Source organism: Mesorhizobium sp. M1328 (assembly GCF_040318075.1).
Taxonomy (GTDB): domain Bacteria; phylum Pseudomonadota; class Alphaproteobacteria; order Rhizobiales; family Rhizobiaceae; genus Mesorhizobium.
Genome location: NZ_JAMYLO010000012.1, coordinates 145,858 through 163,914, shown reverse-complemented (window position 1 = coordinate 163,914; position 18,057 = coordinate 145,858). Strand labels below are relative to the sequence as shown.

At 62.4% G+C, this 18,057-nt stretch carries 18 protein-coding genes, 1 tRNA gene and 1 pseudogene; 7 read left to right on the top strand and 13 right to left on the bottom strand.

Annotated elements, in window-relative coordinates; translation table 11 throughout:
- Window positions 1–17 precede the first annotated feature (17 nt).
- Complete coding sequence (locus NKH23_RS21190; RefSeq protein WP_352720196.1) at window positions 18–725, bottom strand: metal-dependent hydrolase; 708 nt, start codon at window positions 723–725, stop codon at window positions 18–20.
- A 116-nt stretch (window positions 726–841) separates the two neighbouring features.
- Here NKH23_RS21190 and ruvX point away from each other — a divergent pair, with 116 nt between their 5' ends.
- Window positions 842–1,327, top strand: a complete 486-nt coding sequence (gene ruvX, locus NKH23_RS21185) for a Holliday junction resolvase RuvX (protein WP_352720195.1) — start codon at window positions 842–844, stop codon at window positions 1,325–1,327.
- Here ruvX and NKH23_RS21180 read toward each other — a convergent pair.
- The 3 genes from NKH23_RS21180 to NKH23_RS21170 form a co-directional block, all read right to left on the bottom strand.
- On the bottom strand, window positions 1,294–1,605 hold the full coding sequence (locus NKH23_RS21180; RefSeq protein ID WP_352491551.1) for a DUF6105 family protein: 312 nt from the start codon (window positions 1,603–1,605) through the stop codon (window positions 1,294–1,296). The genes ruvX and NKH23_RS21180 overlap by 34 nt on opposite strands.
- Window positions 1,605–2,159, bottom strand: coding sequence for a hypothetical protein (locus NKH23_RS21175; protein WP_292653483.1), 555 nt, complete (start codon window positions 2,157–2,159; stop codon window positions 1,605–1,607). The genes NKH23_RS21180 and NKH23_RS21175 overlap by 1 nt, the downstream gene beginning before the upstream one ends.
- Before the next feature lie 160 nt (window positions 2,160–2,319).
- Entirely contained in the window at window positions 2,320–3,948 is a 1,629-nt protein-coding gene (locus NKH23_RS21170; protein WP_352977163.1) for a DNA alkylation response protein, read from the bottom strand.
- 155 nt (window positions 3,949–4,103) lie between these two features.
- Here NKH23_RS21170 and NKH23_RS21165 point away from each other — a divergent pair, with 155 nt between their 5' ends.
- From NKH23_RS21165 to NKH23_RS21145, 5 genes are read left to right on the top strand one after another with little or no spacing between them, the layout of a single operon-like run.
- The gene (locus NKH23_RS21165) at window positions 4,104–5,069 is read left to right on the top strand and encodes an aspartate carbamoyltransferase catalytic subunit (RefSeq protein WP_352466452.1); all 966 of its coding nucleotides are present in this window, start codon (window positions 4,104–4,106) and stop codon (window positions 5,067–5,069) included.
- On the top strand, window positions 5,066–6,352 hold the full coding sequence (locus tag NKH23_RS21160) for a dihydroorotase (RefSeq protein ID WP_352720190.1): 1,287 nt from the start codon (window positions 5,066–5,068) through the stop codon (window positions 6,350–6,352). The genes NKH23_RS21165 and NKH23_RS21160 overlap by 4 nt, the downstream gene beginning before the upstream one ends.
- 57 nt (window positions 6,353–6,409) lie before the next feature.
- Complete coding sequence (gene plsY, locus NKH23_RS21155) at window positions 6,410–6,997, top strand: glycerol-3-phosphate 1-O-acyltransferase PlsY (RefSeq protein WP_352720188.1); 588 nt, start codon at window positions 6,410–6,412, stop codon at window positions 6,995–6,997.
- Complete coding sequence (gene dprA, locus NKH23_RS21150; protein ID WP_352720186.1) at window positions 6,994–8,118, top strand: DNA-processing protein DprA; 1,125 nt, start codon at window positions 6,994–6,996, stop codon at window positions 8,116–8,118. Before plsY ends, dprA begins: the two co-directional genes overlap by 4 nt.
- Window positions 8,119–8,164: 46 nt before the next feature.
- Window positions 8,165–8,560 carry a hypothetical protein gene (locus NKH23_RS21145; protein WP_352720184.1) on the top strand — a complete coding sequence of 132 codons (396 nt, stop codon included), beginning with the start codon at window positions 8,165–8,167 and terminating at the stop codon, window positions 8,558–8,560.
- Between the two features lie 87 nt (window positions 8,561–8,647).
- Here NKH23_RS21145 and NKH23_RS21140 read toward each other — a convergent pair.
- Window positions 8,648–8,723, bottom strand: a tRNA-Lys gene (locus tag NKH23_RS21140).
- 309 nt (window positions 8,724–9,032) lie between these two features.
- Here NKH23_RS21140 and NKH23_RS21135 point away from each other — a divergent pair.
- Window positions 9,033–9,497 carry a BA14K family protein gene (locus NKH23_RS21135; protein ID WP_353035292.1) on the top strand — a complete coding sequence of 155 codons (465 nt, stop codon included), beginning with the start codon at window positions 9,033–9,035 and terminating at the stop codon, window positions 9,495–9,497.
- A gap of 121 nt (window positions 9,498–9,618) precedes the next feature.
- On the opposite strand, the pseudogene NKH23_RS21130 reads toward NKH23_RS21135, so the two are convergent.
- The 8 genes and pseudogenes from NKH23_RS21130 to NKH23_RS21095 all read right to left on the bottom strand — a co-directional run bounded on the left by NKH23_RS21130 (window position 9,619) and on the right by NKH23_RS21095 (window position 18,024).
- Window positions 9,619–10,094 (bottom strand): annotated as a pseudogene (locus tag NKH23_RS21130) (DUF6882 domain-containing protein).
- A 103-nt stretch (window positions 10,095–10,197) separates the two neighbouring features.
- Window positions 10,198–11,691 carry a glycerol kinase GlpK gene (gene glpK / locus NKH23_RS21125; RefSeq protein WP_352720180.1) on the bottom strand — a complete coding sequence of 498 codons (1,494 nt, stop codon included), beginning with the start codon at window positions 11,689–11,691 and terminating at the stop codon, window positions 10,198–10,200.
- 146 nt (window positions 11,692–11,837) lie between these two features.
- Entirely contained in the window at window positions 11,838–13,565 is a 1,728-nt protein-coding gene (locus NKH23_RS21120; RefSeq protein WP_352720178.1) for an ABC transporter substrate-binding protein, read from the bottom strand.
- Between the two features lie 78 nt (window positions 13,566–13,643).
- The gene (locus NKH23_RS21115) at window positions 13,644–13,910 is read right to left on the bottom strand and encodes a DUF2160 domain-containing protein (protein WP_031193610.1); all 267 of its coding nucleotides are present in this window, start codon (window positions 13,908–13,910) and stop codon (window positions 13,644–13,646) included.
- A 173-nt stretch (window positions 13,911–14,083) separates the two neighbouring features.
- A complete protein-coding gene (locus NKH23_RS21110; RefSeq protein WP_023717772.1) occupies window positions 14,084–14,998 on the bottom strand; it encodes a carbohydrate ABC transporter permease in 915 nt (304 codons plus the stop codon).
- A gap of 1 nt (window position 14,999) precedes the next feature.
- Complete coding sequence (locus NKH23_RS21105; protein WP_023674893.1) at window positions 15,000–15,866, bottom strand: carbohydrate ABC transporter permease; 867 nt, start codon at window positions 15,864–15,866, stop codon at window positions 15,000–15,002.
- Window position 15,867: 1 nt separating this feature from the next.
- The gene (locus NKH23_RS21100; protein WP_352720173.1) at window positions 15,868–16,935 is read right to left on the bottom strand and encodes an ABC transporter ATP-binding protein; all 1,068 of its coding nucleotides are present in this window, start codon (window positions 16,933–16,935) and stop codon (window positions 15,868–15,870) included.
- A 9-nt stretch (window positions 16,936–16,944) separates the two neighbouring features.
- A complete protein-coding gene (locus NKH23_RS21095) occupies window positions 16,945–18,024 on the bottom strand; it encodes an ABC transporter ATP-binding protein (RefSeq protein ID WP_352977161.1) in 1,080 nt (359 codons plus the stop codon).
- Window positions 18,025–18,057 lie beyond the last annotated feature (33 nt).

Below are 18,057 nucleotides of genomic sequence, written 5' to 3'. Positions count from 1 at the left end.
TTCCGGATCGGCTTTCTTTACAGCGTAATCGTCTTGCCGATCTTCGGCAACGCCACTTTCACGCCCGATCCGTCCAGCCCGGCCACGAATTTGTCGGCGGTCTGGTCGATCATCGGAAACGTGCCGAAGTGAGCGGGAACGACCGTCTCGAACTTGAAGAAACGCAGGCAGGCAAGGGCTGCCACCGCCCCACCCATGGTGAAGCGGTCGCCGATCGGCACGATGCCGATCTTCGGTTCATGCAACTCGTTGATCAGCGCCATGTCGGAAAAGATGTCGGTGTCGCCCATATGATAAAGCGTCTTGTCCTCGGGGAAGTGCAGGACGAGCCCGCCCGGATTGCCGAGATAGGTATTCTGGCCGCCCTCGCCCGGAAAGGACGATGAGTGCAGGGCCTGAACGAAGGTGGTGGTGAAGCCGCCGCAATCGACCGTACCACCGATATTGCCGGGATTGATCTGCTTGTCACCGACGCCCTTGCCGACCAGGTACATGCAAATCTCGAAATTGGCGACCAGCATCGCGCCGCTTTTCTTGAGCACTTCGATGGCGCCGCTGATGTGGTCGCTGTGGCCATGGGTAAGCAAGACATGCGTGATCCCTTCGGCCGGCCCTTCCCAGCCGCCCGTCCACGACGGGTTGCCGACTAGATAGGGGTCGATCAGGATTTTCGCGCCTTCGATTTCGATTCGGAATGCCGAATGTCCGTACCAGGTCAGTCTCATCAATGCTTTCCTCGATTTTTGTTTCGGTAGAGGATAGAACGCCGACGGCGAAATTAAAGTGCCACGCACGCTTTGCGCGTATAGGACGTGCGGCGTCGCGGTCAAAGGAAAAGCCGTTGGGCATCATCACCATCGAGGAGTTGCCGGCCCGGCTAGGCGGCGGCAAAACCCTGGCCGGTCTCGACCTCGGCGACAAGACGATCGGCGTGGCGGTTTCCGACCGCGGCTTGTCCTTCGCGCACCCGCGCCCTGTCATCATGCGCAGGAAATTCTCGCTCGATGCCGCAGTGCTGCTCGCTCTGCTACAGAAGGAAAATGCCGGCGCCGCGGTGATCGGCCTCCCCATCAACATGGACGGCTCGGAAGGCCCGCGCGCCCAAAAATCCCGCGCTTTCGTGCGCAATATGGCTGGATTGACCGATCTGCCGTTCGTCTTTTGGGACGAAAGGCTGTCGACGGTGGCGGTCGAGCGGACGCTGATCGAGATGGATTTTTCCCGCAAGAAGCGCGCCGGCAAGATCGATTCGGCGGCGGCCGCTTTTATCCTGCAGGGCGTTCTCGACCGCCTTCAGGCGCTCGGCGTCGATGCCTGGTCGAAATAGCGGTTGCGCATCGCCGTGATCCAGCCGCCAATTGCCTTGCGGCGGCGAAATGCCCAGAACGCCATCAGCAGCAGCCCGTCGAATACGCAAGCTTTCGCCACCATGCCCGGAATGAGCGCGGGATCAACGCCCAGCATCTGTCCATAGAGCTGGAAGACGAGATCGTGCAATTGGCGGCTCAGCATGACATAGCCGAAATTGATGTCGTTGAGCGACAGAAAGAACCAGCCCCAAAATAAGAGGAGCGGAGCCGCCCACAGCGCGAACAAGGTGCGCATTAGCGGTCATCCCTCGAATCCAGCCGGCCGGAAATGCGGGCAAGCGAGGAATTATGCGCCGCTGCCTTGGCCATGACATGGGCGGCCGCTCGGATTTCGCCGGTTCCTGGAACTGCCGCGGCAACGGCCGACCGCCGCTCGGCGAGCATCGCGACATAGGACGCCAGAAGTGCCGCCAATTGCACCGCGACAACCATGAACAGCCCATTAATGCCTTGCGCGGCGCCGCCGATGACTATCAGCGACAGCACGCCCAAGGCGGAGATGAAGGCGATCCGCACGACGCTGTCGGCGGGGTCCGGGTTGGTCGCGTCGCTGGTCAGTGCTTCAACAAAGGCCCAGCAGAACAGCACCGCGACGACAAGCAGTGCCACGGCGAGCGGCGCCACGACGACAGCGTTTTCGAGATCGGCAAATCGAGTGTTCTGGACGGGAACGCCGAGCACGCCAAGGGCCGTCGCGACGCCTCGATTTCCGTCGATGCAGATGAACGCCAGCAGGGCGAAAACGGCCGCCCAATGCAATGCCAGAAAAGAGCTCAGAATATGCCGCATGACGCTCCTGCTTCGCAGGGCAAAGCCGCTCAAGCTGAACAATCCTTGCCTTAACCATAACACTGGGCTTTGCCACCGGTCGCCGCAATGGAAACCATTCGTTAAGGTTAACGGCCATCCACAGGGGGCGCGAGAGCGGCAGCGAATTGGGCGACGGCACTTAGTTGATCGGCGGGTAGAGCGTATCGATGATCATGCGCGCATCATGGCGCGAATCGATCATGCCATAGGTATTGCGCCACTGGCCGGCGAGGCGCGTTTCGACGAAGGCGTCGGCGATCCGCCCTGCCCCCAGCCTGCGAAGCTCTGCCGCCGCCGCCGACAATGCCAATTGCTCGGTCAACAGCCGCGCCGAGCCCTCGTCGGTAGCCGCGACCTGCATTGCCGCCTTGAGCACGCCGACGGTGCCGCGTCCGCCTGCACCGAGATCGCGGTCGATGCCGGACAGCACGTCATCGAACAGGCCGGGTGCACGCCCCAGCACACGTAGCACGTCAAGCGCCATGACGTTGCCTGAACCTTCCCAGATCGCGTTGACCGGAGCTTCGCGATAGTAGCGGGCGAGCGGCCCCTCTTCGACATAGCCGTTGCCGCCGAGGCACTCCATTGCTTCATAGAGCAGCGGCGGCGCGATCTTGCAGACCCAGTATTTGACGACCGGCGTCATGGCGCGGGCGAAGGCCGCCTCGCCGCGGTCGCCGGCCGCCTCGTCGAAGGAGCGCGCCAGCCGGAACGACAGCGCGGTAGCGGCGGCAACGTCCAGCGCCATATCGGCCAGCACACGCTGCATCAGCGGCTGCTCGATCAGATTGGTTCCAAACACCTTGCGGTGGCGCGTGTGGTGGACAGCCTCGGCCAGTCCGGCCCGCATGATCGCCGACGAGGCGACGGCACAGTCGAGCCGCGTCAGGGTCACCATGTCCATGATCGTCTTCACGCCGGCGCCGGGCTCGCCGACCATCTCGCCGATGGCATTGACGAATTCCACCTCCGACGAGGCATTGGATCGATTGCCGAGCTTGTCCTTCAGCCGTTGAAAACGGAAGCCGTTGCCGGATCCGTCGCCGAGCAAGCGGGGCACGAGAAAGCACGACAGTCCCTCCGGCACCTGTCCGAGCACCAGGAAGGCATCCGACATCGGCGCCGACATGAACCATTTGTGGCCGGTCAGGCGATAAAACCCGCTGCCGGCGCGCTCGGCCTTGGTGACGTTGGCACGGACATCGGTGCCGCCTTGCTTCTCGGTCATGCCCATGCCGAGCGTCAGCCCGGCTTTTTCGACCGGAGGCTTTTGGCTTTGATCGTATTTCCGCGTCGTCACCCGAGGCGCCCATTCGCGAAACAGCTTCGGGCTGGCCATCAGCGCTGCCAGCGAAGCGCTGGTCATGGTGATCGGGCAGAGATGCCCGGTCTCGAGCTCAGCCGTGAGATAAAAGCGCGCGGCACGCACCTGGTGGCGACGGCCGATCTCGGCGTCGCCATTCTCCCAGACCGACGAATGCAGCCCGTTGGCAACAGAGCGGCGCATCAGCGCGTGATAGGCGGGATGGAACTCGACCTGGTCGATGCGCCGGCCCTGGCGATCATGGGTCCTGAGCTTCGGCGTCTCGACATTGGCAAGACGGGCCAGTTCCTGCGCCTCATGGGTCAGAACGAAACGACCAAGCCCGTCGAGGTCCTTGCGGACCGGATCGGAAAAGCGCTCGGCAAGCTGGATCAGCAACGGATCGCCCCGCCAGGCGTTGCCGCCGGCCAGCGGCGGCGGCTGGTTGGTCACGTCGTCAGTCACGCTTCGTCCTTATCACCTGAAGGCTGCGAATCCAAAGCCAAGGCGGTTTATAGCCTATGGCCAGCGGCGCGCGACGAAAATACCGGGGAGAACCAATCCAATCCCAAGCCGGTGCTTGCAGCCGCGAGGCCTCCCCCCTATAGCAGCGACTTGAGATGACCGACGCATCGTCCCTGCCACTTTATCCCCACCGCCATCTTCTGGGCATCCGCGATCTTTCCCCCGCCGATATCGAGCTACTGCTCGACCGGGCGGACCGGGCCGTTGCCATCTCGCGGCAGTCGGACAAGAAGACATCGACGCTGCGCGGCCGCACTCAGATCAATCTCTTCTACGAAGCCTCGACCCGGACGCAATCGTCGTTCGAGCTGGCCGGCAAACGGCTCGGCGCCGACGTCATGAACATGTCCGTAGCGAGCTCTTCGGTGAAAAAGGGCGAAACGCTGATCGATACGGCGATGACGCTGAACGCCATGCGTCCCGACATATTGATCATCCGCCATCAATCGGCCGGTGCGGCAGCACTTCTTGCCCAAAAAGTCGGCTGCTCGGTGGTCAATGCCGGCGACGGCGCCCATGAGCACCCTACCCAGGCGCTGCTCGACGCACTGACCATCCGCCGCGCCAAGGGTCCGCTGTCAAAGCTGATCGTGGCGATCTGCGGCGACATCCTGCATTCGCGCGTGGCGCGCTCCAACATCATCCTGCTCAACGCGCTTGGTACCCAGGTCAGGGTCGTCGCCCCTTCGACGCTTTTGCCCGCCGGCATCGAGAAGATGGGCGTCATCGTCACCCGCTCGATGGCCGAGGGTCTGAAGGACGCCGACGTGGTGATGATGCTGCGCCTGCAGCGCGAACGCATGGAAGGCGCTTTCGTACCGTCGGTGCGCGAATATTTCCACTATTTCGGCCTCGACGCCGAGAAGCTGAAAGCAGCCAAGGACGGCGCGCTGGTCATGCATCCAGGCCCGATGAACCGCGGCGTCGAGATCGCCTCCGAGATCGCCGACGGCCCGCAAAGCGTCATCCAGGAACAGGTTGAGATGGGCGTCGCCGTACGTATGGCGGTGATGGAAGCACTGCTCGATCCCCGTCGAAACCACGAGGGCCGCGGCGCATGAGCATAGCGGTCTTCAGCCGAGCCCGCATCGTCGACCCGTCGCGCGGCATTGATGAGGTCGGTACCGTCATGGTCGAAGGCCGCAAAATCGTTGCGGCCGGCAAGGCGGCCTTGAACCAGGGCGCGCCCGAAGGCGCCACGATCATCGACTGCGCCGGCAAGACTATCATCCCCGGATTGATCGATGCGCGTGTCTTCATCGGCGAACCGGGCGGCGAACACCGCGAGACCATTGCTTCGGCGAGCATCGCTGCGGCGGCCGGCGGCGTCACCTCAGTCGTCATGATGCCCGATACCGACCCGGTGATCGACAATGTCGCATTGGTCGAGTTCGTGCTGCGCACCGCCAAGGACACTGCAATCGTCAACATCTTTCCGGCGGCAGCGATCACCAAGGGGCTGGAAGGCCGCGAGATGACCGAATTCGGCCTGCTGCGCGAGGCCGGCGCGGTCGCCTTCACCGACGGCCGCCATTCTATTGCCAGCGCGCTGGTGATGCGCCGCGCGCTGACCTATGCGCGCGATTTCGGCGGCGTCATCGCGCATGAAACCCAGGACGCCGATCTCGCCTCGGCCGGCGTCATGAACGAAGGCCTTTACGCAAGCTGGCTTGGCCTTGCCGGCATTCCGCGCGAAGCCGAATCGATTCCCCTGGACCGCGATCTCGCGTTGGCTCGGCTGACCGGCGGCGCCTATCACGCTGCCAAGATTTCGACGGCTATGGCGGCAAACGCGGTAGCACGCGCGAAAGCCGATGGCGCCAACGTCACATCAGGCGTGTCGATCCACAATTTGTCGCTCAACGAGAACGATGTCGGCGAGTACCGCACCTTCTTCCGGCTGACGCCGCCGCTGCGCGCTGAAGAAGATCGGCTGGCGATGATCGAAGCGATCAAGGACGGCACCATCGACCTCATCGTCTCCTCCCACGACCCGCAAGACGTCGACACCAAGCGCCTGCCCTTTGCCGATGCCGCGGCCGGCGCCATCGGGCTGGAAACGCTGCTGGGCGCAGCGCTGCGGCTCTATCACAATGGCGACGCGACGCTGCTCCGGCTGGTCGAGACACTGTCGACCGCGCCGGCAAGATTGTTCGGCCTGCCCGGCGGCACGCTGAAACCGGGGGCATTGGCCGATCTTGCGCTCGTCGATCTGGACGAGCCATGGGTCGTCAGCGAGAGCGGCATCCGCTCGCGCTCGAAAAACACCTGTTTCGAAGGCGCGCGGCTGCAAGGCAAGGTCTTGCAAACGATGGTGGCGGGCCGCACAGTGTTTTCGGCGTAGGACGGAGCGGCCGTCACGTCTTCAAATCCGCTCGGCCAAGGAAAGTTCGGGGGAACAATGGTTTACAGTCCCGTCTTGGCATTGGTGTTCGGCTATCTTCTCGGCTCGATCCCGTTTGGCCTGCTGATCACCCGTGCCGCCGGCCTCGGCGACGTGCGCAACATCGGCTCCGGCAACATCGGCGCCACCAATGTGCTGCGCACCGGCAACAAGGGCTTGGCCGCGGCCACGCTGCTGCTCGATGCGCTGAAGGGCACCGCGGCGGTGTTGATCGCAGGCCGCTTTGCGCCCGAGCTCGGACTTTGGGCCGGCTTCGGCGCGTTTTTAGGCCATCTCTTTCCGGTCTGGCTCGGCTTCAAGGGCGGCAAGGGTGTCGCCACGTACCTTGGCGTGCTGATCGCCCTTGCCTGGCAGGTGGCGCTGATCTTCGCCGTCGTCTGGCTGGCGGTGGCCTTCCTGTTCCGCTTCTCCTCGCTTGCGGCACTGACGGCAGCGGTCGTCGTGCCCGTGGCCCTGTATCTCCTGAGCACGCCGCAGATTGCCGGGCTTTTCGCGGCGATGAGCCTCATCGTCATCGTAAAGCACCGCGCCAACATTGCGCGGCTGCTTGCCGGCACCGAGGGTAAGATCGGGGCCAAGGAGTGAGCGAGCCCAATTCCGGGCCGCGCCTCAGCGACCGGCAGCGGCTGAGTTGGCTTCGTCTGATCCGTACGCCGAATGTCGGCCCGGCTTCCTTTCGCGACCTGATCAACCGGTTCGGTTCGGCCGAAGCAGCGTTATCGATGCTGCCGGAGCTGATGATTTCGGGTGGCGCCAAAAAAATCGCCCGCATTCCGTCCATTGCCGAGGCCGAGGCGGAGCTGGAGGCAGCCAGGCGTGCGGGCGCCCGCTTTGTCGGCATCGGCGAGGCGGACTATCCGCCGCTGATGAAGAGCATGGATCATCCGCCGCCGCTGCTCGCGGTCAGGGGCAACAGTGCGGTGTTCCGCTTGCCAGCGGTCGCCATCGTCGGCGCTCGCAACGCATCGCTGGCCGGCATCAAGATGGCGCGGATGCTGGCGGCGGATCTCGGCCGCGACGGCTATGGCATTGTCTCCGGCCTGGCGCGCGGCGTTGATACGGCCGCGCACCAGGGCAGCCTTTCGACCGGGACGATCGGCGTGCTCGCCGGCGGCCTCGATTTGCCCTACCCGCCCGAAAATGCCGGCCTGTGCGACGAGATCGCCGAGCGTGGCGGCGCCATCATTTCCGAAATGCCGTTTGGCTGGCAGCCGCGCGCACAGGATTTTCCCCGCCGCAACCGGCTCGTCGCCGGTGCTGCATTGGGATTGGTGGTGGTCGAGGCGGCGCAGCGCTCCGGCTCGCTGATCAGCGCCCGCCTCGCCGGCGAGATGGGCCGGCTGGTTTTCGCCGTTCCCGGTTCGCCGCTCGATCCGCGCGCCGCCGGCACCAATGGCCTGCTCAAGGACGGCGCCACCCTTGTCACCGAGGCCGCCGATATCACCAGCGCGATCGCGCCGCTGGTCGGCGCCTGGACGCCAAGGACATCGCCGCTCGAAGAGCCGCCCGACTTTTCGGCAACGCCGCCGCCGCGCGAGGACGACCGCGACCGCGTCGTCGAGGCGCTCGGCCCGACGCCGGTAGCAGTCGACGAGATCATCCGCCACACCGGCCTGCATCCCGCTCAAGTGTTCATGGTGCTGTTGGAGCTCGACCTCGCCGGACGGCTCGAACGCCATGCCGGCGGCAACGTCTCACTGATCTGACCGAGAGCTTGCGCATGTCCCGGCAAGCAATTCCGACGTGACCCCGATGGCCGATCCGAGCAATAAACCAAAGCAGACGCTGTTCACTCGTACGACGGCCCTCGTCTGGTCAGTGCTGAGCGTCATGCTGGCGCTGCAATGGTCCGCCGATCTCGGCATGCTGGGTTTTCCTGACGGCTACATAACGCCCTTCGCAAGAGCGACCAGCACGCTTCTGGGCATTCTGACGGCAGCCTGCATGGCCCAGGGTCTCTACTTTTTCCTGGCCGGCATGTTCGACAGCAAGGTAAGCGCCGTCGGTCTTTGCCTGCAAATCCTTGCCGCAGCGGTTCTCACCGTGGTGCCAGTGCTTATCGTGAAGGATTGTCCGCATTCACAGCTGTGCAGCAGAGCCTATGAGGCGCTCACCGGCACGATGATGGACGATGGCGCGGGTGGCTAAGGCCACCGCATGCGTTCGGCACGAGGTTGTCACCCATGTCTTAGGTGCAAACTGTTACCCATGTTTCCGGCCGTACAATTTTATTGATGGTGAGCGCGATGGGATTCGAACCCATGACCTACTGATTAAAAGTCAGTTGCTCTACCGGCTGAGCTACGCGCTCCCGCGGGCTCAGAAAGGCCGCCCTCGAAATTGCGCGGAACATAGGGAGAGTGCCTCTGCCGGTCAACCGGAAAAAGACGGCTCCCAAACCGGACTTTCCTGCCGTGTCATGCATGCCGTGCGGTGCGCTTCGGCGTTGACGGAACTGCCTCCCTCTCGCGCAAGGCCGAAGCTCGCGCTTTGCGGGACAAGCACAAGCAGCGAATCGGGAGAACCTTTGCAGATCAGCAACTTGGGATTTTTAGCGGAACAATTTGCGCAGCCTGCCCGTTTTTCCGCGACAAGGGACACGCGTTTCAAGGAGAAGATCATGAATAGGATCATGTCGGGCCTGCTGGCTACCACCCTTTCGATCTCATTCGCTGCCGCGGAGATCGTGCCAGTCAACGCTCAGCCCAGCTATGCGCCCCCTGCCCAGGGGCTCACCTCGAATGTCCAGACCGTCCAGTACGAGCCGTGGCGGAGGCACCGGAGTTTCAACCGCGATCTCTCGCGGCGCAGTTTTGCGCGTGAGGACGGCATGTATTGGCGTGGCCATCGCGGCTATCGCGAATATCGTCGCGGCTATCGCCGTCACGGTGACTACTGGTTCCCGCTGGCCGCCTTCGCCACAGGAGCGCTGATTACGGGCGCCATCGTCAACAGCCAGAATCGTGTCTATCGTGGCGATGCCCACGTGCAGTGGTGCTATGACCGTTATCGGAGCTATCGCGCTTCTGACAACACTTACCAGCCCAACTACGGTCCGCGCCGGCAGTGCCGGTCGCCTTACTGAGTCCTAGCTTAGAGGCTGCAAGCCCGCGCCCGAAACGGCGCGGGTTATTGCTGGGCGAGGAAGCACTGATATTTCCGCCATAGTCACTGCGTCTCGAACGTTCGGCAGGCAGACATCAAGATCAGTTTGCCCGGCTGATGCTCTTGATGGTCGGATAGAGGCTTGCCCCTTCGCCACGAGGAGAACGATAGACCCCACGGGCGTTGCAAATTCGAGCCATTACGGCCGCCAGTTCCCACCCAAGCACGGTCAGGTCATTATCATCTGTCACAAAAAGCTGAGTCAGTTCATCAATGCCGTTCTTCTCCCCGAAGGATCGAACTCGCTGGGCATCGGTAACTACGTCGCCAGGCAGGTTGAATTTCCCCAGGCCCAAAGCCAATTGCCACCTTTGCCGCTTGTGGAGCCTGCAACCTGGATTTCGGCGACGACCTTGACGACACCTTGATCTGAGAAAAGAAGCTTTCCAGTCTTTAGGGCGTAATCATAACGAGGCCAACTGCCGACGCCGAAATCATCTTGCAAGCCTCTATTCTTAGCGCTCAGTTGCTCGATGGCTTCTTGGCGCCAAGCAGGATACCAATCTGGGTGTTTCATGGACCCTCACCCTGCCTGACCCGCTCTCGGAGTCGCCCCACACATCCGAGCAACCACCAGCCCCGCCTGATTAAACAAGGTTGGGAATTCGGCGGCCACTTGCTTATTGCATGCTTAGCGTCCTGCGCACAGCGTGGCGCCAACCTGCCAGCTTGGCGGCACGTGTCGAAGCATCCATGTCTGGGTTGAAGCGGCGCTCGAGCGCCCAACTCCTAGCGAATTCCCGGGCCCTCGGCCAGACACCGGCCTTCGAGCCGGCCAGCCATGCCGCACCAAGCGCGGTCGTCTCGAGAATTGTCGGCCGGTCGACCGGCGCATCGAGAATGTCGGCCAGCCGCTGCATAGTCCAGTCCGACGCCACCATGCCGCCATCGACCCTGAGCACAGTCTTGGCCGAGGCGCCCTTCCAGTCCTTGCGCATGGCGTCAAGCAGATCGCGCGTTTGGAACGCTACGGATTCCAGTGCCGCGCGGGCAAATTCCGCCGGCCCCGAATTGCGGGTCAGCCCGAAGATGGCACCGCGCGCCTCGGCATCCCAGTGCGGTGCGCCGAGCCCGACGAAAGCCGGCACCAGATAGACGTTCTGCGTCGGATCGGCTTCCGCCGCCAATTTGCCGCTCTGCTCGGCCTTGCCGATCACCTTGATGCCGTCGCGCAGCCATTGCACGGCGGCGCCGGCGATAAAGATCGAGCCCTCCAGCGCATAGGTGGTCTTGCCGTTCAGCCTATAGGCGATGGTGGTCAAAAGCCGGTTCTTCGAACGCACCAGATCGCTGCCGGTGTTGAGCAGCGCGAAGCAACCGGTGCCGTAGGTCGATTTCATCATGCCCGGCTCGAAACAGGCCTGGCCGATCGCCGCCGCATGCTGGTCGCCGGCCACACCGAGAATTCTGATCTCTGCGCCAAACAGGCTTTTGTCGGTGATTCCAAAATCATCGGCACAATCTTTCACCTGCGGCAGCATTCTTGCAGGTATGCCGAGAATGGCCAGCAGCTCGTCGTCCCAGGCGTTTTGTTCGATGTTGTAGACCAGTGTGCGCGAGGCATTGGTGGCGTCAGTGGCGTGGACCTTGCCGCCAGTCAGGCGCCAAATCAGAAAACTGTCGATGGTGCCGGCCAGCAGTTCGCCTTTCTCGGCGCGTTTTCTGGCGCCCTTCACTTTGTCCAGCATCCAGGCGATCTTGGTGCCGGAGAAATAGGGATCGAGCAGCAGGCCGGTCTTATTCGTGAATTTCTTCTCCAGCCCTAGCTTCTTCAGTTTCTGGCATAGCGGCGCGGTACGACGATCCTGCCAGACAATCGCATTGTGGATCGGCTTGCCGGTCTCCTTGTCCCAGATGACGACCGTTTCGCGCTGGTTGGTGATGCCGATCGCGGCGACTTCCGCTGCGTTGCGGCCGGCTGTCTTCAGCGCGGCCTTCACCGTTTCCACGACGCTTGCCCATATCTCCTCGGGATCGTGCTCGACCCAGCCGGAGGCCGGATAATATTGGGTGAATTCCTTTTGCCCGCTGCCGACGACCTTCATCTTGTCGTCGAACAGGATCGCCCGGCTCGATGTCGTTCCCTGGTCGATTGCAAGGATGTATCCGGTCATTCTCTCTCCCGTCGAAGCGAATTCAAAGGTGCTACGGTGTCTCGACGCCAGATGGCGCCGAGCCGTTCACGCAAACAGGGGAGACGGCAACATGCCGCCTCCCCTGAGCATGGCGATGCGGGCGCGGACGCCCGCATCAAACGGTCCTATTGCTGCCAGCTCTTCACCAGCTCGTCGTAGTTGATGGTGACCGGCTTTTCCTTCTCGTTCTCGATCTTGAGCTGAGGAGCGAGATTGCCCTTCTTGACCGCGTCCGCATTCCAGTAGGCGAGGTCATGCTCTTCGGCCATCTTCGGGCCAATATCGCCCTGGACGCCCGACTTTTCGATGCGGCTCATCACCTTTTCCTGCTCGGCGCAGAGCGAGTCCATCGCTTCCTGCGCGCTCTTGGCGCCCGACGAAGCATCGCCGATCGCCTGCCACCAGAGCTGTGCCAGCTTCGGATAGTCCGGCACGTTGGTGCCGGTCGGCGACCACTGGACGCGCGCCGGCGAGCGGTAGAATTCGATCAAGCCGCCGAGCTTTGGCGCACGTTCGGTGAAGCTCTTGTCGTGGATCGTGCTCTCGCGGATGAAGGTCAGGCCGACATGGCTCTTCTTCACGTCGACCGTCTTCGAGGTGACGAACTGCGCGTAGAGCCAGGCGGCCTTGGCGCGGTCGGTCGGCGTCGACTTCATCAGCGTCCAGGAACCGACGTCCTGATAGCCGAGCTTCATGCCGTCCTTCCAGTAGACGCCATGCGGCGACGGCGCCATGCGCCACTTCGGCGTGCCGTCGTCGTTCAGCACGGCCTTGGCGCTGGCGTCGACCATGCTGGCGGTGAAGGCGGTGTACCAGAAGATCTGCTGGGCAACCGCGCCCTGCGCCGGAACTGGCCCCGATTCGGAGAAGGTCATGCCTTGGGCTTCCGCCGGTGCATAGGCCTTCAGCCAATCGAGATACTTCTGGATGGAGTAGACGGAAGCCGGACCATTGGTGTCGCCGCCGCGCGCCGTGCAGGAACCGACCGGACGCGAATTCTCGTCGACCTTGATGCCCCATTCGTCGACGGGCAGACCGTTCGGAATGCCCTTGTCGCCATTGCCGGCCATCGACAGCCAGGCGTCGGTGAACCGCCAGCCGAGCGACGGGTCCTTCTTGCCATAGTCCATATGGCCGTAGACCTTCTTGCCGTCGATCTCACGCCCGGTGAAGAACGCTGCAATGTCCTCATAGGCCGACCAATTCACCGGCACGCCGAGGTCGTAGCCGTATTTGGCCTTGAAGTCCGCCTTGTTCTTCTCGTCGTTGAACCAGTCGTAACGGAACCAGTAGAGGTTCGCGAACTGCTGGTCGGGAAGCTGGTAGAGTTTCTTGTCGGGCGCGGTGGTGAACGAGGTGCCGATGAAATCCTTCAGGTCGAGATTCGGGTTGGTGACATCCTTGCCGTCGCCTGCCATCCAGTCGGTCAGGTTGCGCACCTGCTGGTAGCGCCAGTGCGTGCCGATCAGATCGGAATCGTTGACCCAGCCGTCATAGAGGTTCTGGCCGGTCTGCATCTGGGTCTGGATCTTCTCGACAACGTCGCCTTCCTGGGTGACGTCGTGCGTAACCTTGATGCCGGTGATGGCTGTAAAGGCCGGCGCCAGCACCTGCGATTCATACTGATGCGTGGCGATGGTTTCGGAAACCACCTTGATATCCATGCCGGCGAAAGGTTTCGCGGCATCGATGAACCATTGCATTTCGGCTTCCTGGCCGGCGCGGTCGAGCGTCGAGAGGTCGCCGATTTCCTTGTCCAGGAAGGCCTTGGCCTCGTCCATTCCGGCATAGGCGTTGCTTGCCCCGAGCAACAGGACAAGCGCAGTTGTTGATGTCAAGAATTGCCGTCGCATGTATTTCCTCCACTGTTAAAGTTCAAAGTGCGATCTGGATCGGCGGCCGGCACGCCGCCGTTCCAACAGTTTCCCCCTCTATACGTAGCGGAACACGCCAACGGCGTAGACCACGGAGAGAGCGAGAGCCCACCACAGATTGGGTCCGACTAGACCCAGCCAAGCGAGATGGATAAAGGCACTGCCAAGCAGCGACAGGAACAAGCGGTCGCCGCGCGTCGTTTCGAAGCGCAGCACGCCGACGCGCGGATTGCCGCCCGGCGAGACGTATTCCCACACCGCCATGCCGCAAAGCAGCAGAAAGATGGTTCCAAAGAAGGCCGCGGTCGGCCACGTCCAGGCCATCCACGAAAAATCGAGGTTGGACGAGAGGTTAAATCCCCACAGGCGGATATTTGCCGGATCGCTGAAACCTACGGTTATTGCCACGAAATCGATTTGAAGTGCCACCCAGGCCACAACGATCAGGGCGAGAAACAGCACGGCCCACCACCATGGGCTTCTGTCGACCTGCTCCATCATACCCTCCCCAGGGCAAAGCCCTTGGCGATGTAGTTGCGCACAAACCAGATGACGAGCGCGCCCGGGATCAGCGTCAGCACGCCGGCTGCGGCGAGCAGCCCCCAATCCATGCCGGCGGCCGAAACGGTGCGGGTCATGGTCGCGGCGATCGGCTTGGCGTCCGTGGTCGTCAGCGTGCGGGCGATCAGCAGCTCGACCCACGAGAACATGAAGCAGAAGAAGCACGCCACGCCGATGCCGCTCGCAATCAGCGGCATGAAGATCTTTATGAAGAAGCGCGGGAACGAATAGCCGTCGATATAGGCGGTCTCATCGATCTCCTTCGGCACGCCCGACATGAAGCCTTCGAGGATCCACACCGCCAGCGGCACGTTGAACAGGCAATGCGCCAGAGCCACTGCGATATGGGTGTCGATAAGGCCGAAGGCCGAATAAAGCTGGAAGAATGGCAGCGCGAACACCGCCGGCGGCGCCATGCGGTTGGTCAGCAGCCAGAAGAACAGATGTTTGTCGCCGAGGAAGCGATAGCGCGAAAAGGCGTAGGCAGCAGGCAGTGCTGCGGCCACCGAAATCACCATGTTCATAACCACATAGGTGATCGAGTTGATGTAGCCCGAATACCAGGACGCGTCGGTGAAGATGGTGCGGTAATTCGCTAATGTCGGTGCGTGCGGGTAGAGCGTCAGCGACGAGACGATCTCGCCATTGGTCTTGAAGCTCATATTGATGAGCCAGTAGATCGGCAAAAGCAGAACGATGATGTAGAGCGTCGGCACGATCCACCACCAACGCGACTCCTCGCCGCGACGGCGCATGAGCCGTGCGATCTCGTCCTGCCGCAGCGTGCTGGCCAATCCTTGCGAAGCTGTCGTCTCGCTCACTCTGTCGGCTCTTTCGTCAGCGCGGCTCATCTCAGCGCTCCGCGTCGTAATTGGTCATCACGGTGTAGAACACCCATGACAACAACAGGACGATAAGGAAGTAGACCAGCGACATCGCCGCCGCCGGGCCGAGGTCGAACTGGCCGAGCGCCGTCTTGACGAGATCGATCGAAAGAAAGGTCGTCGAGTTGCCGGGTCCGCCGCCGGTCACCACGAACGGTTCCGTGTAGATCATGAAGCTATCCATAAAGCGCAGCAGCACGGCAATCAGCAGCACGCGGTTCATCTTCGGCAACTGGATGTAACGGAACACCGCCCAGCGCGAGGCACCGTCGATCTTGGCCGCCTGATAAAAGGCATCCGGGATCGAGACCAGGCCGGCATAGCAGAGCAGAACGACGAGGCTGGTCCAATGCCAGACGTCCATGATGATGACCGTGACCCAGGCGTCATAAGGGTCTTGCACATAATTATAGTCGATGCCGAGCGCGTTGACGTAATAGCCGAGCAGGCCAATGTCGTTGCGCCCGAACACCTGCCAGATGGTGCCGACGACGTTCCATGGGATCAGCAGCGGCAACGCCATCAAAACAAGGCAAACCGGCACGCCCCAACCCTTCTTCGGCATATTGAGCGCAATGAAGATGCCGAGCGGCACTTCGATCGCCAGGATGATGAAGGAGAAGACAAGGTTGCGGATCATCGCCTGCCAGAAGCGGCTGGAGGAAAGCAGTTCCTCGAACCACTCGGTGCCGGCCCAGAAGAAGACGTTGTTGCCGAAAGTGTCCTGCACCGAATAATTGACAACCGTCATCAGCGGTATGACCGCCGAGAACGCCACCAGCAGCAGCACCGGCAGCACCAGGAACCAGGCTCTGTTGTTCCAGGTCTTTTCCACTTCAGGCTCCCATCTCGACGCGCCAGGAATCGGCATAGATGTTGATGCCGGCAGGGTCGAACCGCACCTTCGGATCAGCCGGAACCGTCTCGTCCTCGCCGATGACGGCGGCGATCTCGCGCCCTTCGAGATTGGCACGGACCACCTTGTGGCGGCCGACGTCCTCGACCTTGCTGATCCGGACGGCCATGCCCTGGCTGCCCAGGCGCACATATTCGGGACGGATGCCGAGCTCGATGGCGCCGCCGCCCGCCTTGGGCACGCCCGGCAGTTCGATCTGCTGCGAGCCCAGCTTCGCGGTCTTGCCGTCGATCGCCACCGTCATGACATTCATGCCGGGCGAGCCGATGAAATAGCCGACAAAGGTGTGGCGCGGGCGCTCGAACAGCTCCGCCGGTGTGCCGATCTGCACGATTTCGCCGTCATACATGACGACCACCCTGTCGGCGAAGGTCAACGCCTCGGTCTGGTCGTGCGTGACATAAACCATGGTGTAGCCGAAGCGGCGGTGAAGCTGCTTCAACTGCGAGCGCAGCACCCATTTCATATGCGGGTCGATGACGGTCAAAGGCTCGTCGAACAGGATGGCATTGACGTCGGAGCGCACCAGCCCGCGCCCGAGCGAGATCTTCTGCTTCTGGTCGGCGGTCAGTCCGCGCGCCTTTCGTTTGGCCATATCGGCCAGCCCGGTCATCTCCAGCGTCTCGCGCACCTTGCGGTCGACGTCGGCCTCCGGCACGCCGCGATTGCGCAGCGGGAACGCCAGATTGTCGTAGACGGTCATCGTGTCGTAGATCACCGGGAACTGGAAGACCTGGGCAATGTTGCGCTCTTGGGTCGACAGATTTGTCACGTCCCTTCCGTTGAACAGCAACTGGCCGTGCGAGGGATGCAGCAATCCCGAAATGATGTTGAGCAGCGTAGTCTTGCCGCAGCCGGACGGGCCGAGCAGCGCATAGGCGCCGCCATCCTCGAACGTGTGGTGCACTTCCTTCAGCGCGAAATCGGCATCCGTGCGCGGGTTCTGCAGATAGGAGTGGCGGATATGATTGACGTCGATGCGCGCCATCGCTTCCTCCTAAACCGCCAGCTTCGGCGCGGCCACGGCGCGGCCGTGCTCGTCGAAGACCATGATGTGGCGCGGGTCGATGAACACCTCGACTTCCTCATCCGGCTCGAAGTCGCGAATGCCGTGGGTCAGCATGACCCAGCGCGCATCGGCGAAATCGAGATGGATGAAGCTTTCCGATCCCGTGATCTCGGTGATCGTCACCTTTGCGCGCACCGGCACTGCGGCGGCGTTGGGCCGATCGAGGGAAAGATGATGGGGCTGGAAGCCGATCGTATAGATCGCATCGGCAATGCCGAAGAGCTCGGCCGGCACCGGCAATTTCACGCCGCCCTCGAGCAGGAAATCCAGGCCCTTCTTGGCAAGCACGATGGTGTTGAGCGGCGGATCGGCGAAGGTTCTCGCCGTCACCAGATCGACCGGCTTGCGGAACACTTCGATGGTCGGCCCGAACTGGGTGATGCTGCCTTCGGAAAGCGTCGCCGTGTTGCCGCCGAGCAGCAAGGCCTCGTGCGGCTCGGTCGTGGCATAAACGAAGATTGTGCCGGCGGCCGCGAAGACCTTCGGCAGTTCCGCGCGTAATTCTTCGCGCAGCTTGTAGTCTAGGTTGGCGAGCGGCTCGTCGAGCAGCACGAGGCTGGCATTCTTGACGATGGCGCGGGCCAGCGCGGTGCGCTGCTGCTGGCCGCCCGACAGACTGAGAGGCGTGCGGTCGAGATAGGGCGTGAGTTTGAGAAGGGCGGCGGCATTGCGCACCTCCCTGTCGATCGTTGCCTCATCCGTGCCGGCCACCCGCAGCGGTGAGGCGATGTTTTCGTAGACCGTCATCGCCGGATAATTGATGAATTGCTGGTAGACCATGGCGACGTTGCGCTTTTGCACCGGCATGCCGGTGACATCCTTGCCATCGAACCAGACCGAGCCGGAGGTCGGCACGTCGAGGCCCGCCATCAGCCGCATCAGGCTGGTCTTGCCGGAGAGCGTCGGCCCGAGCAGGACGTTGAGCGAGCCGTGCTGAAGCGTCAGCGAGACGTCGCGGATATGTTCCGCCGCACCCACCGTCTTCGTCACGTTTCTCAGTTCAAGCATGATGCCTCCTCCCAGGCTTTCTGCATCAGTCGG